Origin of the sequence: Halocatena salina (assembly GCF_023115355.1) — an archaeon.
In the GTDB taxonomy this organism is placed as follows: Archaea; Halobacteriota; Halobacteria; order Halobacteriales; family Haloarculaceae; genus Halocatena; species Halocatena salina.
Genome location: NZ_CP096019.1, coordinates 1,233,688 through 1,249,316, shown reverse-complemented (window position 1 = coordinate 1,249,316; position 15,629 = coordinate 1,233,688). Strand labels below are relative to the sequence as shown.

Below are 15,629 nucleotides of genomic sequence, written 5' to 3'. Positions count from 1 at the left end.
ATTTCCGTATCTCGTTGCTTCGGACGAGTCGGTGCTTTCGGCGTTTCAGGGGATGGTTGATGATCAGCCAGCCGATTCTACGTCGACACTCATTCTCTGTGGATCGAGTATCAGACTCATAGAATCGGAGGTGATGAGTCACGAAAGCCCCTTATACGGCCATCGAACCACACAGATAGACCTTCAGCCCTTTTCATTCCCCACCACGTTCGAGCTCATCGACCACTCGTTTGCCGACAGCGTTCGGTCGTTCGCGGTGACCGGGGGGATGCCGATGGATCTCACCCTGTTCGATCACGATGTTTCCCTCGAAACGAACATTCTCAACCAGCATCTTTCGAAGACATCGATCCTCTACAATGAACCTGAGTTCCGTCTCCGGACGAAGCTTCGAGATCCGTTACGGTACATGAGCATCCTCGAAGCGATCGCAACGGGTGCTACGACGAACAGGAGATCGACCTCATTGCGCTCGACGACCAAACGCCCTCGGTGCTGTTTGGAGAGTGTAAATGGGCGACGACCCCTGTCGGAACGGGACTTGTCGAAAGCTGGTTTCGAAGACGTGCTTTCTGACCGGCTCGGTGACCGATGGAACCTGTTCGATCTTCCATCGTTGTCGTCAGTGCTCACTCGTCAATATCCGCATACAGCCGAGTGAGCGAACATTCCGGGCAGACGTATGGAACGATGTCGTATTTTTTGTTTGGACCGAGCCGCCCGAGTAGGTCGTCCTGTGGCTCGTCGGTAACGAGTGCTATCTTGCTGTTGTACCCGAGCGCTCGCAGTGTCAACGCCTCCATCTCGACGGAACAATCGGGACAGAGTGTTTCATCGTTGTCCATTAGTCACATTTCGATAGCAACTCATTTACCACTGGTGATAGATGAGGTGGTCGAACGATGGGAACGCGGCAGAACCGAACGCCAACGATTCAGAAGTAATCGACGGTCGCCGGCAGTTCCGTTTTCATACCTTTCCGTTCGCGGATTTCCGTGATGGTCTCCGTTTGGAGGTTGTCGGCCATCACCTGGAAGCCTGCGTTTTCGGTGTTCCACGACGCGCGGCCCTCCGTCGCTGAACGGATGTCGCTTGCAAAGCCGATCATCTCGGCCACCGGAGCAACCCCTTCGACGACCATCAGATCTCCTTCCTGGTACATGTCGTCGACGCGGCCACGACGACCCTGAATCTCACCGGAGGCCGATCCCATATGTTCGTTGGGGACGTCGATCCGAACGTCTTGGATCGGTTCGAGCAGCGAGATCCGTGCGTCGATGAGCGCGTTGTGCGCTGCCTCACGCACCGCAGGGATCACTTGGGCCGGTCCACGGTGGATGGCGTCCTCGTGGAGCCTGGCGTCTTTAAGGCGAATGAGCGCGCCCTGAACCGGCTCGGCAGCGAGCGGGCCGTCTTCGAGCGCCTCCTCGATCCCTTCGATAACGAGCTCCATCGTTTCGTTCAGGTGTTGGATCCCCTTCGTGTCGTCGATGAGGATGTTCGAGCTGTGGATGTGCTCGACGTTTTGGGCGGTGTCTTTGTCCATGCCGGCCTCCATGAGGGCCTCTCGCCGTTCCAGTTCCGGCATGTCGTTGGTCGCCTCGCCACGTTTTAACAGCTCGATGAGGTCTTCCGAAAGCGGCTCGATGCTGATGTAAAACCGGTTGTGACGGTTCGGGGAGATTCCCTCTACGACTTCACTATCTTCGCGGGGTGCTTCCCGGAAGACGACGATCGGCTCACCGGTCGTGACCGGAATGCCTTGCTCGCGCTCGATGCGTTGGGTGGTGACTTCGAGGTGGAGTTCGCCCTGTCCACTGATCAAGTGCTCACCGGTGTCCTCGTTGATCTCGATCTGGATCGTCGGATCCTCTTTGGACACCTGCCGGAGCGTCTCGATCAGCTTTGGCAGATCGTCCATGTGCTGTGCCTCGACGGATTTCGTGATAACCGGCTCGGAGATGTGTTCGATCGACTCGAACGGCGTCATCTCGACGCTGGAAGCGGTCGATCCAGCGATCGCATCGCGCATTCCAGTGACGCTGGCGATGTTCCCGGCGGGAACGCGTTCGACCTCCTCGCGCTCGCCGCCCATGAAGATCCCAACCGACTGAATCCGATTCGTTCCAGCGGTGCCCGACACGTGCAGATCCTGTCCGCGTTCGAGCGTCCCGGAGAACACTCGTCCCGTGGCGATCTCTCCGGCGTGGGGATCCATGCCGATGTCAGTGACCATGAACACGACGTCGCCATCCTTGTCGACTTCCTGCATCATCGTCGCGAGGTCACTCTCGCTGTCGCCCCGCCACACCGTTGGAATGCGCTCGGGCTGGGCTTCCAACGGATCTGGGAAGTGTTCCGCGACCATGTCCAACACGACGTCAGACAGCGGCGACTGCTCTTTGAGTTCGTTGATACCCTCTTCACCGCGTCGGTTGTAATCGATGATGTCACCGAAGTCGATACCGGTTGCCTGCATCGAGGGAAGAGAGACGGCCCAGTTGTACAGCGCCGATCCGAAGGCGACGGTGCCGTCCTCGACGGTGACTCGCCAGTTCTCCTCTTCGTATTTCTCTTCTGCCATCCCACGGATGAGTTCGTTGACGTCGCGGATGACACCCTGAAGGCGCTGTTGCATCTCCTCGGGACCTTCCTGTAGCTCGTTGATGAGCCGGTCGACCTTGTTGATGAACAGCGCCGGTTTAACGCCTTCCCGGAGCGCCTGGCGCAACACGGTTTCGGTCTGGGGCATCGTTCCCTCGACGGCGTCGACGACCACGAGTGCTCCGTCGACCGCGCGCATCGCACGGGTCACGTCACCACCGAAGTCGACGTGGCCCGGCGTGTCGATGAGGTTGATGAGGTGGTTCGTCCCCTCCCATTCGTGAGTCATCGACACGTTCGCCGCGTCGATGGTGATTCCACGCTCCTGTTCGTCTTCCTCGGTGTCCATCGCCAACTGCTCGCCAGCGAGATCCTCCGAGATCATCCCCGCACCTGCCAATAGATTGTCAGTTAGAGTCGTCTTTCCGTGATCGATGTGGGCAGCGATAGCGATGTTCCGGATGTTCTCCGGTCTGTCCATCAGCCGCTCACACTCCTGTACGATCTTCTTACGTCGGCCCATTACCGCGCTATATCAGAAGCGCAGTGAAAAGCATAGTGTTTCCGATGGACGCTACGAATAGATGTACAATGGCTACAAGAGCCTGTGTATTGGCGTTTCGACCGTTCGATCACTGCAAGGTGTACGTTCGGTAGCGCCGGACTGCGTACCGGTATGACCCGTAGGGAACACCGACTGTCATCAGGAGATACACGCCGACGCCGGCGACAACTAAAGGGCTGAACCCTCCCGATCCGGTAAGTACACTCCACGTGAGTAGCAGTCCGATCACCGTCCCTCCACTGACGACCCACAGATACACCATCATTATACCGGTCGATGGGACTACCGTCTCCGTGCCCCAGAACTCCCGCTCCTCGTAGATCGGATATGCCGCTCCGATTCCGACCGCGAACGTCGCTGCAGTGAGACACATCGCACAGCCGACGACCGTAAAGCCGACGGCAGGGAGCACGGGGGTTCCAACGACGATCGAGCCAAGTGGTACGAGCAGGGCGATCGGAACGCCGATCGCAAGCCCGGCGATCACTCGGCTCCACACCAGCGTTCGCGGTCCCACATCGGTGAGCAACAGCAAGGGAAACGCGGGCCGATCGTCGCCAAGGGGATTCAAGCCGAACGTCATGCCGGCGAGTTGGGTAGCGAGCACGATGCCCAGCCCGGCGACGATCGGGCCGATGATACCGGCAGACTGAATGAGCGGCGCAGCCCCCATACCGAGATAGATCAGCACCATCGTGAGATGGGCGAATTCCTGGGGCTGTCGAACGGCACGGACCAGGTGGCCCCACGCAATGGTTCTGGCACTGTTCGAGCCGAACGGTTGGGGTGCGTCAAATCCGCCGGAGGTACGTTCGGTCCGCTGTGGTTGCTCGGGTGTCGGGTCGTCAGTGAACCAGAACACTGCTGCCTGTTTCGTGGCCACAGCAAGTCCGAGCGGAGTGAGTAGTACCAGTCCTCCAAGGACCCCCACCCCACCGATCGATGGGGAGTGGGACAGCTCGGTGCCGATGAACACGAGTTCAGCGTACGATCGTAGCGGCTCGAACGTGAGCGTTTCGAGCAGTCCTTCCATCGAGAACGTTCCGTCGGCGATGGCGGTTCCGATGTACTGTGAACCGAACATGATCAGTAACATCGCGATCACCCAGCCGATCTTCAGAAGCCGCTCGAGTCCGGGCAACCATCGAAACAGCCGCAACATTCCGATCCCGCCCGCATACCCCCACACGGACACCCAACAGAACAACGGGAGGAGGACGAGGCCGGCGGTCACCGGCAACATGGGCGTTCCCATCCCCAGCGCGAACACGACGGCGATCAGCCCGCTCGGAACGCCGAGCCACACCGCCAAGTGAGCGATTTCCGCGCCGATCACCCCGAGCACGACCGCCCGCGGGTGGGCGGTCAGTAGGATGAGCTCCTCGCCTTCGATAGTGCCGATCTGTTGACCGGTTCGGAACATCGAGAGCAGCAGCAAGAGGAGTGGTAACACGGTTGCGATCCCACCCAAGTACGGTATCGAATTCACCGAGTCCACCGTCTGTCCGAGAACGTACACCCCCGGAAGCACAAACAGGAGGCCCCCACCGTAGAACAGTCCCATCATGAGAAGCCCGATCATTTGTCGTCTGTCTCCGGTCGCCTCTCGAAGTTCACGAACGAACTCCGCGCGGGCGATACGGACACCGTGACGGATGTCTTGGCGCGCGTTCATCGGTTGTCGGCTGCTGCCTCCTGACTGGTAACGGCGAGAAACGCGTCTTCGAGCGTTCCGTCCTCGCCGGTTTCGGCGAGCGATTGGACGCCTTCGGGCGTCCCTTCGGTGACCAACCGACCGTCGAACAGTACGCCGATCTCGTCGGCGACCGCTTCGACGACGGGAAGGATGTGCGTCGACAGGAAGACGGTCGTTCCCGCATCGGCAAACTCGGTGATCGATTCCCGGATGCGGCGGGCGGCCCGCGGATCGAGTCCGGAGGTCGGCTCGTCCAACAACAGCACGTCTGGATCGTGTAGTACGCTCTGGATGAAGGCGGTTTTCTGTTTCATCCCCTTGGAGTAGGTGCTGATTCGTTTGTCGGCGTCCTCGGCGAGCTCGAACCGATCGAGATACCGTTCGATCCGCTCCCTGGCAACTCCTGACGGGAGGTCCCGAAGCTCCGCGACGTAGTCGAGCTGTTCGCGGGCGCTGAACGCGTCGTACAAGGGCGGGGACTCCGGGAGATAGCCCACATGGTCGGCCAACTGTCGCCGGTCGTTCACGGGGACGTTACAGACGGTGACCGTTCCGGATGTTGGCCGTGTCAAACCCGTCAACAGCCTCATTGTTGTCGTCTTCCCTGCACCGTTCGGGCCGAGAAATCCATACACGACACCCCTCGGGATCGAAAGCGACACGTCATCGAGGGCTATCTCGGACCCATACGTCTTACGGAGGTTCGTCGCCTCGATGGCGACGACGTCCCTCTCTTCGGAGACCATCGAATTCGAGTATTCCAAGAGGAATTACCTAACAGTTGCGATCAATACGTGACAGGATTGACACCACCGACCGAACACGAAGCTTGAGAATATCTGGGTCGCTTTGCCGTGAGCTGTCGATGCCGACACAAGAGTCATACTCGTTCGAGTTGTGGTATGCATACGCATGGAGGTCCGAGTGCAGGGTGGTGGTCCGACGGCTCCGTTTTTGAGCGCGCGTGATGTATTCGAGACGGAGTACGATCTCGACAAACGGGTGTACGTTCGAGTTCGATCCGACCCGGACGAGCGGACGTGGACGGCCCATTACGACGATCACCACCTCCTCAATATGTCCCACACGACGGCAAGCTCGGCGATGGCGCGTGAACTGGCGTTACACGAGTTCTCACACATGCATCGCAACGAACAGAAACATCCCTCCCACACACAATCAACGGCCGAAGCGATCTACCTCGCGCTCGCCGGACAGTCCGTCGAGCGACGAACACTCACACACTGTTATCAGATCGCAAATCACATGAAGGATATCTACGCCGACGACATCACGCTTGATGTCACGCCGCCGAACAAGCTGGTCACGTTCCTCGAATCCGCACTGGCGAGTGCAGTCGTGGACCAGCCGGCGACTGCTCCGATCGTATGGCCACGGCTCACCCGAAACTCCGAGCACGACATCACCGGGCTTCGCTCGGCCAGCAGCCAGCAGCCAGCAGCTGCTGTCGACAGAGCGGAGCTTTACTCCGCAAGCAGCCGGGCGAAGCCCGGCGACACCGAGGAACGATGTCCCTTGGGCAACCAACAGCTCCGCTCTTCGGATAGCCGGACTGCGTCTAGTGACATCACTGCCGTGAACGCGGCGTTTGCGCTCGCGTTGTGTGAGCGCCACGATCTGGTCGAGACCGACCATCAGCTGTACGATCTCGCACACGCAGCTGCCAACGACGCCCCGAACGTCGATCTCGACGCGTTCAAATCACGGTTTCGGACGCTCACCACCGACCCGGACGAAGCCGAATACCGGAACGCACTCGTGGACGTGACACGGGCGTACACGGCCAGCACGAACGGATGAATCTCCCGACGACTCGGACGAAAACCGGAGCCGACAGTTATCGTGCTGCTGCGGCGACGCGCTCTTTCTCTTCTTTCTGGTTGATGGCGTAGGTTTGCACGTCGTAGTTGGACGACCCGATCAGCTGCTCGGCAAGTGCTTGTTCGACCGAGGTCGTCGATTTAAATGACGCCTCGTGTGCACCTTCGGCGAGGAACTTGAGCGCTTGGTCGACCCGGCGCTGGGGAGCGACGTCGACGGCCTGAGGAACGGAGATCCCGCCGTATTTGAGTCGAACTGTCTCTTCGCGGGGAGCAGCGTTTTCGACCGCCGTCACGAGCACCTGTACTGGGTTTTCCTCCGTGCGATCGTGGACGATGTCGAACGCCTCGCGGACGATCTTCGTCGTCATCCCTTTCTTGCCGGTGTTCTCCTCCGTTCGCATCAGACGGTTGATGAGCCGCTCAACGATGCTGATCTCGCTTTTCTTGAACTGTTTTGAGGCGTGTCGCCCCATCGTATGTGCGACCGGCGTGACCGTGATATAGCGCTCGGTCGAGGGATCAGAGTAGGCGATATCGGAGACGCTCCACCGAGCAAACAGTTGTGCGTTGACATCGACCTCGTCGCTTCCCGCCGGCTGATCGGGATCCGGTGTTTCTGAGCCGCTCATACTATCGCACCGGCTTTTCCGCGTTCCCGCGGACGAGTTCGATCAGGCTGACGCCGTTTACCTTTTCGACCTTGTAGTTCACGCCCGACAGGTCGCCCATCGCGCGACCCTTCGCACCACCGATCCCGGCGATGGTCACTTCGTCGTGTTCATCGATGAAGGAGATCGCGCCGTCGCCGGGACAGAACGCCGTTACCTGCTTTCCGTTTTTGATGAGCTGTACCCGGACACACTTCCGAATGGCCGAGTTGGGCTGTTTTGCCTCGACGCCAACTTTTTCGAGCACGATACCTCGTCCCTGAGGAGCACCCTCTAAGGGATCGGATTTCTCCCCGAGTCCGCGAGCGCGTCGCGCGTACTCCGAGTCGGACCACCGATGGTTCTGGCGGTCCTTCTTGAGTTTCCGCGCGGCGTACTTGCCGTTCGCCATAGTACGCCCCTGTACCCGATCGAGCTACTTAAGGCTCCCTTTTCGCCCTCGTTCGGGGGAAAGCCGTACGAGTTCCGGCCGAACCGATCACCATGCTCATTACGCCTGCTCTATTATTGGTAGGATATGTCCAACGTCTCCCGGACGGATCAGGCCGATTCCGATAGCTCCCTCGGTCACAAACTCAGCGAATTTTTCGCAAGCATTGGCGGAAAAATAACAGCATTCGTCGTTTTCCTGTTCGTGTTCGGTCGCCTGCTCGACTGGGTGGCCATCAACACGGGACTGATCGGTCACTCCACGATGATCAGCGTCCTCGTCGGTATGTCTTATTCGCTCGCAGCCGTCATCGTTCTGGTCGGACTGGTCGTGTTGCTCGTCATGTCCGTTCGGTAGGCCGGAGTTCGACTGGTGGTCGGACGTTTATTCGTCCGTTGCCGTCGATCCCATTCGGAGGGTGACATCTCCAGTACCGAGTTTGATCGGTTTGCCGACGATGACGTTTTCGGTCACACCGTCGAGTTCGTCGGATTCACCGTGAACAGCGGCGTCGAGCAGGTGGTTGACGGTCACCTCGAACGCAGCACGCGCGAGGACGCTCTCTTTGTTTCCGGAAATACCGTGTCGGCCGATCGATTCGATCGTTCCTCGGTTGGTCATGATGTCCGCGACCAACATCAGGTGCCGAATGTTCACGTCACCGAGACCCTGCTCTTCGAGGGTGTCCATCGTCTCCTCGATGATGCGTTCGCGGGCGGCCTCGACACCCAGCACGCGGTACACCTCGTGGATGTTGTTCGTCGTCGTTCGGCTCGCGTCGACGCCCTCGATTTCGAGCACCTTCTTGAAGGCTGCCCCTTCGGTGTACAACACGAACTCCTGACCATCCCTGTCATCGCGGTCCTCTTTCCGGATGACGACCCGGGAGATGTCTCCGATCCCTTTGAACACGATGTCACGAAGCTCTTCGACCAACTGGAGGAGATCGCGGTAGCTCGGTTCGTCCGGGCCGAACTCGATCATCGTTCCTTGATGGTAGGTCTCGACGCCCAGCTCGCTCTCGATCGTGTCGGCGATCTCGGTGACGATGATGTCCAAACTCTCGACCGTCGGCCACCGCTCGTGGAGGGTCTCCTCGTTGAGATCGATCCGCACCAGCATGTCAGCGACGTTGGTCGACACGTCACCCAACGCGAGAATGCGGGTCGCCTCGATCTTCCACACCACTTCGTGGGCCTTCTCGCGGTTGTCGGCGTACTCGTCTTCTAAATGCACCGTCATCGTCGGCGTGTCCGGTGTCTTCCGCGCGTCGACCAACTCGATGAGACGCGGCAACCCTTGAGTCACGTCGATCTCCGCGACCCCCGCGTAGTGGAAGGTGTTCATCGTGTTGTGCGTCACGACTCCTTGACCGGTCGTGAACGTCTCTAACCCTGCAACTGACACATCATAGACGTGTTCGTGTTCGCTTTCGATCCGCTCGATGGACTCGATACGGTCCCAGACGACATCCCCTTCGACAGCCTTCCGGAGTACATCGAGTTCCTCAGGTGTTGAGTCCACTTCATCCTCAATACGTGATACCAAACGCGCGAGACGATTACGACCGATTCGCTGGCGTTTTGTCGCGCTGTTAAACTGCCGTTGAGGAATGTTTCCGGCCTTCGCTACGGATTCTATGACATCACCAAAGTTGGGTATCTGATCCGTGGTATCCGGTCCAGCCGAATCTACCTCCGCTGCAAGCTCGGATAGTTGCTCGCCGCGTTCGCCGATCATTCCGCTTTGCTCGGCAAAGTGCGGTACGAATTTATTCGGAATGCGGAGTGTGTGTGACTTCTCCTGACTAGACCGTGTGGCATAGACACCAACACGTGCGAGCAACAGCGCTATCCCTTCTATGAGCTGTTCGGATGTGGAACTAGCCCGAATTGCTGAGGCGCTTACGTTGCCGTCTCCGCTGAAGTAACCGTTGAGGAGTCCCCCAACGAATTCCTCAGACGCGCCGAAAGCGAAGTCCGGGACGATTTTATTATCGTCCTCGAAACACGCCGACCTAATGAAGTCAGCAAGAACCTTTCCGTTCACCCGGATATCGTATCCGTCGGTGAATCCACTTTTGTTCTTATACTCGTTTACTGAGAGACCGAATCTGTGGGCGAACGACCGAATACGCTCTTGGAACGCTGGATCGACGTTCGAGACAGATACGTAGTAATCTGTGACGTTGCCCTCGGCCAGCAGCGCGCCAACGAAGAAACCCGTCTCTTCGTCGAGAGAGAACCGTTCGGGAAAGCCAACAGTCCCCTGAACGGGATATACGGCACGTTCTTCAATCTCCCCCGCTGTGAGTGCCTTCCGCTTATTACGAATCTGGTCAGGACCGGCTGGCACTGCTGTCTCGGTCCCACCGTCTGTGAGGGATGATGTGTACCAGTACTCATCTGGTGGGAGATATTCCCTGAGGTCTGTACTTTCGGTCCCATCCTCGACTGAGAATTCACCTACGACTGGAAGCCAGTCGCCAGCTTCGAGATCTGACCCGTTCACAGGTACGATCTCGTTGTCTTCTCGCGTCACGAACGAGTGGGCTTTCGTCGCCCGAACCGTTCGCCCAGATTCGAGCGTGAACCGAAGCAGTTCATCCGGCGTCTTGTGGCGACTGACTTCTTCGACGGGCTTCCATTGCACCTGCTCGTCCCGCCCGAGACTCAACACTTCGAGATCATCGGGAGCGAGCGCAACCTCGTGATCGTCGAACGCTCGCGTCTCCCGAGATTCCATGAGTGAGTCGACAAGTGGCCCGATTTCGGTCGCCTCTGTCTCTCCGTCACGGCGGAGAAGGATCCGCTCGTCATGTGGAACCGACATCTGCGTCCCCGGCTCCCCGATGGATTGGGCGCTGACAGTGCCCACGGGATCGAGCGGATCGACGCGCGTGTCGACGTACTCCCGTTCGACCCGACGGGCGATCTGATCGGCGGCCTCGATGTCGGTCACGCCTTTCTCGTTGATAACGCTGTACACCTTATCTTTGAGCCGTCGTGGGAGTTCCGTGTCCTCGACGACGAGTTCGATATCGTCACTTACTGCCATCAGTCATCACCTTGAACCATCGTCGCGTCCATGCGTTCGGAGAGGTTCGTTCGGGTGTCGGTCGCGTCACGCTCCTCGCCAAGGAACACGGCCCCTTCGTCTTCGAACTCGGCTTCGAGCACCGACTCGGTGATGCCCTCGATGTCGATCTCGTGATCTTTATCAGAGGAGACTTTCACCGGACTGGTGCCGTCCTCTCCAAATTCGAACTGAACGATCGTGTCCTTCGTGTTTCGCACCGTTCCGTCGTATTGGGTTTCTAGCTCCGACAGTGCGTTGATGAGCCGGCGCTGGAGATACCCGGATTTCGACGTTCGAACCGCCGTGTCGACCAACCCTTCGCGACCACTCACAGCGTGGAAGAAGAACTCTCGCGGAGAAAGACCGTTACGATACGACGACTCCACGAACCCGTGGGCGTCGGCACCGAGATCGTCCTCTTGATAGTGGCTCAGCGTACGGTTCTCATAGCCCCGATTGATCCGCTCGCCACGCACTGCCTGCTGGCCAACACAGCCAGCCATCTGTGTGAGATTCAGCATCGAACCACGGGCGCCGGATTGAGCCATCACGACCGCAGGGTTATCGCTTCCGAAGTGATCGCCGACGATGTCACCGGCGGTGTCACGCACCTTTCCGAGCGCCTGCATGATCTTCATTTCGAGGGTTTCGTGCACCGTTCGACCGGGTAGCGACTCCAGATCCCCGTTTTCGTACACCTCGATCAGCTCCTCGACGCGGTCGTACGCGTTGTCGATGGTCTCTTCGATCTCCGCTTGCGCGTTCTGTGGGATCGACTCGTCGTCGATCCCGATCGAGAACCCAAAGTGCATGATCGCACGCATCGCAAGCGCGGCCACTTCGTTGACGAACATCCGCGCTCGGGTCGTGCTGTACTGTTTGCAGATCGTGTCGACCACCTCGCCACCGAACGCACCGACTGCGTCCTCGTCGACGGTGCCCTCTGTGAGCTGTCCCTTCTCGACGACGACCGTATCGCCCGTCGAGCTTGTGAATTCGAGATTCAACTCAGCCGGAAGCAGTTCCGAAAAGAGCGTCCGACCGGTCCAGTACTCGGTCTGTCCCTCGACGTGATCGGGTTCGGGAAGCTCGTCAACCCGGGTCGCCCGGAGCAGATCGAGCGCTTGGGTCTCGTTGAAGGTGGGGTTCTCATGGGTGAGCAGATACGTCCCTGAGATGTGGTCCTGGATCGCGCCGATGATGTTCTCACCGAACCGAGGGCTGAGGATCTGCTCTTGGACACGCATGAGCACACGCGCTTCAGCCCGTGCCTCCTCGTTTTGGAGGGCATGCATGTTCATCTCGTCGCCGTCGAAGTCGGCGTTGTACGGCGGGCAGACGGTCGTGTTGAGTCGGAAGGTCTTGTACGGCATCACGACGACCTCGTGGGCCATGATCGACATCCGGTGTAGCGACGGCTGACGATTGAAGATCACGATGTCGCCGTCGACGAGATGTCGGTTCACTTCCCAACCAGCTTGGACCTTCTCTGCCAACTCCTCACAGTTCTTCTCGGTTACCTTCAGCCGCCGTCCATCCGGTCGTTTCACGTAGTTCGCGCCCGGATGACTGTTCGGTCCGTTGCGGACGTACTGGCGCGCTTGTTCGACGTTGCGCTCTGTGACGTTCATCGTCTGGGTCATTTCGCTTGCAACCCGTCTGGGAACGCCAACTTCATTCAGCGACAGCGTCGGATCGGGGCTGATTACCGTCCGGGCCGAGAAGTTCACCCGCTTGCCGGACAGGCTCCCCCGGAACCGACCTTCCTTGCCTTTCAACCGCTGAGACAACGTTTTCAGCGGTCGACCGGAACGGTGCCGGGCCGGTGGCGTTCCGGAGATCTCGTTGTCCATGAACGTCGTCACGTGGTATTGGAGCAACTCCCACAGATCCTCGATGATGAGCTGAGGTGCGCCTGCCTCGCGGTTCTCCATGAACCGCTGGTTGATCCGGATGATGTCCACCAGCTTGTGGGTAAGATCGTCTTCCGAGCGCTGGCCGTTGTCCAACGTGATCGACGGCCGGGCAGTCACCGGCGGCACCGGCAACACGGTGAGGATCATCCATTCCGGACGGGAGTTCTCGGGATCGATTCCCAACACCGAGAGGTCCTCGTCCGGGATGTCCTCGAACCAGTCCCGGATGTCCGAAGCCATCAGCTTGTTCATGTCCTCCTCGGTCAGATCGGCCGACAGCGCCGACTCGATCGATTTGCGATCCTCCGGACGAGGTCGGAACGTCCCCGAGAGGATCTCGTTGATACGCGACAGATCGATCCCCGTCTCGTTCGCGAGTTCGTCGGGTGACTTCGGTTCGCGGGACACCGACTCGGGATCCTCATCGCCGATCGCCTCCCCTTGCATCGCCGCCGCGATCAACTCGGGATACTCGTTCGTGAGAACGTCCTGCACTTCGTAGTACGTCGTCGGCTTCTCGTGTTTGATGTCGAACTGCTTTTCGCCACAGTGGGGACACTGGTCTTTCTTCCGGGCTTGACGGATCGCCGCCTTCATCACGTCGCTTTGATCGTCGCCCAACTCGATCGTCCGTTGGAGTCGATCCCTGAATTCACCCCGCTCTTCTGCGGTCAACAGCAGTTGTGAACACTCCCGACACGTTCCTCGAAGCAGCCGACGAACCCGCTTCGAAAAACCGACGTGGATGACCGGGGCTGCGAGTTCGATGTGACCGAAGTGTCCGGGACAAGAGCCCGATCGCTGCCCACACGTCGGACACTCCAACCCCGGATCGATCACGCCTAACCGCGGATCCATCAACCCCATGTCGATCGGGAACCCGTCGTCGTCGTAGGTGTCCGCCGTTATAACTTTCGTTATTGACATGTCACGATACGTCTCGGGATCCATCAGCCCGAAGTCGATCGAACTGATATCTTTTGGCGTTTGGATTGACATTATACTGCGTCCTCCAGGTTGAGTCGTGGTCGGATGCCGAGCGCCATCATTTCGTCCAGCAGGAGTTTGAACGCGTAGCTGATCTCCACCTCGTGGATGTCGCTTTCGTCACCGGTGAGCGGATCGTACACTCGTCGTTGGTTGACGTCGTTGACGGCGACCATTCCGGTGTCTGCGCTCACGTACACCTGTTCTCGATCGGATTCATCCAACAAGCGTTCTTTGAGCGCCATCGCCGCGCCGTGCCCGATGAGCACGTCGCGTTCCATTTCGCCGACGCGGAGACCACCTTCCCGAGCACGTCCTTCTGTCGGTTGGCGGGTAAGCACCTGCACAGGCCCCCGCGAGCGGGCGTGAATCTTGTTCGAGACCATGTGATAGAGCTTCTGGTAGAAGATGACACCGACGAAGATCTCCGCGTCGATCTTCTCACCGGTCACGCCCGAGTACATGATCTCCTTGCCGCTGGATTTGAAGCCGTGGTCTTCGAGTGCCGAACGCAGCGATTCCTCGCCTTCGCCTTGGAACGGTGTTCCGTCGACCCGTCGGCCTTCGAGCGCGCCGACCTTTCCACCGAGCATCTCTAAGATGTGGCCGACGGTCATCCGTGACGGAAGCGCATGGGGATTGAGAATCAGATCCGGAACGACGCCGTCCTGGGTGAACGGCATGTCTTCTTGGGGGGCGATGTGTCCGATAACGCCTTTTTGGCCGTGCCGGGACGCGAACTTATCGCCAAGTTCGGGAATCCGCTCGTCGCGGACGCTCACTTTCGAGAGCTTCGAACCGTCCTCACCCTCCATGAGCGTGACCGTGTCGACCACACCGTTCTCCCCCGAGCGCATCGTTACGCTTGTTTCGCGGCGTTTCTGTCGTCCCAGCCCGCCCATGTCGTCTGGCTCTTCAAGAAAGCGAGGTGGGCTGGTTTTACCCAACAGCACGTCGTTTTCGTCTACGTCGGTTTCGGGATTGACGAGACCGTCCTCGTCGAGGTGGTTGTACGATTCCTCGCCGCGTGCGCCACGAACCTCGTCGTCGGGGATCTCGAAGTGGTCTTCCTGCCCACCGGGGTACCGGCGTTCTTCTCCCTCGTACGTCCGGAAGAAGTGCGACCGCGCGAGGGCGCGATCGACGCTCCCCTTGTTCAACACGAGCGCGTCCTCGATGTTGAACCCCTCATAGGACATCACGGCGACGACGAAGTTCTGGGCAGCCGGACGATCGTCGTATCCGATCTGTTCTGTGGTCTGGGTAGAGACCATCGATAGCTGAGGGTAATGCAACAGGTGTTGGCGCGTATCCGGCCGAATCCGGTAGTTCGCTGATGGAAGCCCCAGCGACTGTTTGATCATCCCCGATCCCATCGTGATACGCGGTGAGGCGTTGTGTTCGGGGTAGGGGATCATCCCTGCACCGATCCCGAACATGAGTTGTGGATCGATTTCGAGGTGAGTGTGGTCCTCGGTGAGATCCGACTCATCGACCGCGACGTAGATGTCCTCTTCTTCTTCAGCGTCGATGAACTCGACTGCACCGCTGGCGATGAGATCTTCGAATTCGAGATTCCCGTTTCTGATCGCCTCGATGTCCTCGTCGTCTACCCGCGGCTCGCCGTTCTCGACGACGATGAGCGGCCGCCGTGCGCGTCCTGCATCAGCGTTGACGATGACCTCACTGGTGCGTTCTTTGACCGCGACGTTCACCATCTCGCTGACGTCCCCGCGCCGGCGTGCTTCTCGAATGTCGCTCGCAAGCTGCTCGGGTTCGGGATGCGTTCCGACCAAACTACCGTTAACGTAGACTTTCGCGTTTTGTCCCTGACTCATTGT

General features: G+C 59.0%; 12 protein-coding genes. 3 read left to right on the top strand and 9 right to left on the bottom strand.

All coding sequences use genetic code 11. The features are described from left to right. Positions 1 to 133 precede the first annotated feature (133 nt). Positions 134 to 661 carry an AAA family ATPase gene (locus MW046_RS19710; protein WP_247994722.1) on the top strand — a complete coding sequence of 176 codons (528 nt, stop codon included), beginning with the start codon at positions 134 to 136 and terminating at the stop codon, positions 659 to 661. On the opposite strand, the gene MW046_RS06385 is transcribed toward MW046_RS19710, so the two are convergent. From MW046_RS06385 to MW046_RS06370, 4 genes are all read right to left on the bottom strand, one after another. Next, positions 630 to 845 carry a hypothetical protein gene (locus MW046_RS06385; protein WP_247994721.1) on the bottom strand — a complete coding sequence of 72 codons (216 nt, stop codon included), beginning with the start codon at positions 843 to 845 and terminating at the stop codon, positions 630 to 632. The genes MW046_RS19710 and MW046_RS06385 overlap by 32 nt on opposite strands. A gap of 89 nt (positions 846 to 934) precedes the next feature. Further along, complete coding sequence (locus MW046_RS06380; protein WP_247994720.1) at positions 935 to 3,127, bottom strand: elongation factor EF-2; 2,193 nt, start codon at positions 3,125 to 3,127, stop codon at positions 935 to 937. Positions 3,128 to 3,236: 109 nt separating this feature from the next. Beyond that, complete coding sequence (locus tag MW046_RS06375) at positions 3,237 to 4,844, bottom strand: hypothetical protein (protein WP_247994719.1); 1,608 nt, start codon at positions 4,842 to 4,844, stop codon at positions 3,237 to 3,239. Beyond that, the gene (locus tag MW046_RS06370; protein WP_247994718.1) at positions 4,841 to 5,611 is read right to left on the bottom strand and encodes an ABC transporter ATP-binding protein; all 771 of its coding nucleotides are present in this window, start codon (positions 5,609 to 5,611) and stop codon (positions 4,841 to 4,843) included. The genes MW046_RS06375 and MW046_RS06370 overlap by 4 nt, the downstream gene beginning before the upstream one ends. A gap of 166 nt (positions 5,612 to 5,777) precedes the next feature. Between MW046_RS06370 and MW046_RS06365 the strand changes: the two genes are divergently transcribed. Further along, positions 5,778 to 6,686 carry a DUF5781 family protein gene (locus tag MW046_RS06365; protein WP_247994717.1) on the top strand — a complete coding sequence of 303 codons (909 nt, stop codon included), beginning with the start codon at positions 5,778 to 5,780 and terminating at the stop codon, positions 6,684 to 6,686. Positions 6,687 to 6,723: 37 nt separating this feature from the next. Here MW046_RS06365 and MW046_RS06360 read toward each other — a convergent pair whose 3' ends face one another. Both MW046_RS06360 and MW046_RS06355 read right to left on the bottom strand, forming a co-directional pair. Continuing rightward, a complete protein-coding gene (locus MW046_RS06360; protein WP_247994716.1) occupies positions 6,724 to 7,338 on the bottom strand; it encodes a 30S ribosomal protein S7 in 615 nt (204 codons plus the stop codon). 1 nt (position 7,339) lies between these two features. Further along, complete coding sequence (locus tag MW046_RS06355) at positions 7,340 to 7,768, bottom strand: 30S ribosomal protein S12 (protein ID WP_124953917.1); 429 nt, start codon at positions 7,766 to 7,768, stop codon at positions 7,340 to 7,342. A 126-nt stretch (positions 7,769 to 7,894) separates the two neighbouring features. Between MW046_RS06355 and MW046_RS06350 the strand changes: the two genes are divergently transcribed. Then, positions 7,895 to 8,164 carry a hypothetical protein gene (locus MW046_RS06350; protein ID WP_247994715.1) on the top strand — a complete coding sequence of 90 codons (270 nt, stop codon included), beginning with the start codon at positions 7,895 to 7,897 and terminating at the stop codon, positions 8,162 to 8,164. A 27-nt stretch (positions 8,165 to 8,191) separates the two neighbouring features. Here MW046_RS06350 and MW046_RS06345 read toward each other — a convergent pair whose 3' ends face one another. Genes MW046_RS06345 through rpoB form a run of 3 tightly spaced genes read right to left on the bottom strand, consistent with a single transcriptional unit; the run spans position 8,192 to position 15,626 of the window. Continuing rightward, positions 8,192 to 10,864, bottom strand: a complete 2,673-nt coding sequence (locus MW046_RS06345) for a DNA-directed RNA polymerase subunit A'' (RefSeq protein ID WP_247994714.1) — start codon at positions 10,862 to 10,864, stop codon at positions 8,192 to 8,194. Beyond that, on the bottom strand, positions 10,864 to 13,800 hold the full coding sequence (locus MW046_RS06340; protein WP_368411389.1) for a DNA-directed RNA polymerase subunit A': 2,937 nt from the start codon (positions 13,798 to 13,800) through the stop codon (positions 10,864 to 10,866). Before MW046_RS06340 ends, MW046_RS06345 begins: the two co-directional genes overlap by 1 nt. Continuing rightward, positions 13,800 to 15,626 (bottom strand): DNA-directed RNA polymerase subunit B, encoded by a 1,827-nt coding sequence (gene rpoB / locus MW046_RS06335; protein WP_247994713.1) that lies wholly within the window; start codon positions 15,624 to 15,626, stop codon positions 13,800 to 13,802. The genes MW046_RS06340 and rpoB overlap by 1 nt, the downstream gene beginning before the upstream one ends. Positions 15,627 to 15,629 lie beyond the last annotated feature (3 nt).

Bases quoted from the DNA above. Each gene is read 5' to 3' on its own strand.
- MW046_RS19710 (WP_247994722.1), top strand. From the start codon at position 134: ATGAGTCACGAAAGCCCCTTATACGGCCATCGAACCACACAGATAGAC.
- MW046_RS06385 (WP_247994721.1), bottom strand. From the start codon at position 845: ATGGACAACGATGAAACACTCTGTCCCGATTGTTCCGTCGAGATGGAG.
- MW046_RS06380 (WP_247994720.1), bottom strand. From the start codon at position 3,127: ATGGGCCGACGTAAGAAGATCGTACAGGAGTGTGAGCGGCTGATGGAC.
- MW046_RS06375 (WP_247994719.1), bottom strand. From the start codon at position 4,844: ATGAACGCGCGCCAAGACATCCGTCACGGTGTCCGTATCGCCCGCGCG.
- MW046_RS06370 (WP_247994718.1), bottom strand. From the start codon at position 5,611: ATGGTCTCCGAAGAGAGGGACGTCGTCGCCATCGAGGCGACGAACCTC.
- MW046_RS06365 (WP_247994717.1), top strand. From the start codon at position 5,778: ATGGAGGTCCGAGTGCAGGGTGGTGGTCCGACGGCTCCGTTTTTGAGC.
- MW046_RS06360 (WP_247994716.1), bottom strand. From the start codon at position 7,338: ATGAGCGGCTCAGAAACACCGGATCCCGATCAGCCGGCGGGAAGCGAC.
- MW046_RS06355 (WP_124953917.1), bottom strand. From the start codon at position 7,768: ATGGCGAACGGCAAGTACGCCGCGCGGAAACTCAAGAAGGACCGCCAG.
- MW046_RS06350 (WP_247994715.1), top strand. From the start codon at position 7,895: ATGTCCAACGTCTCCCGGACGGATCAGGCCGATTCCGATAGCTCCCTC.
- MW046_RS06345 (WP_247994714.1), bottom strand. From the start codon at position 10,864: ATGGCAGTAAGTGACGATATCGAACTCGTCGTCGAGGACACGGAACTC.
- MW046_RS06340 (WP_368411389.1), bottom strand. From the start codon at position 13,800: ATGTCAATCCAAACGCCAAAAGATATCAGTTCGATCGACTTCGGGCTG.
- rpoB (WP_247994713.1), bottom strand. From the start codon at position 15,626: ATGAGTCAGGGACAAAACGCGAAAGTCTACGTTAACGGTAGTTTGGTC.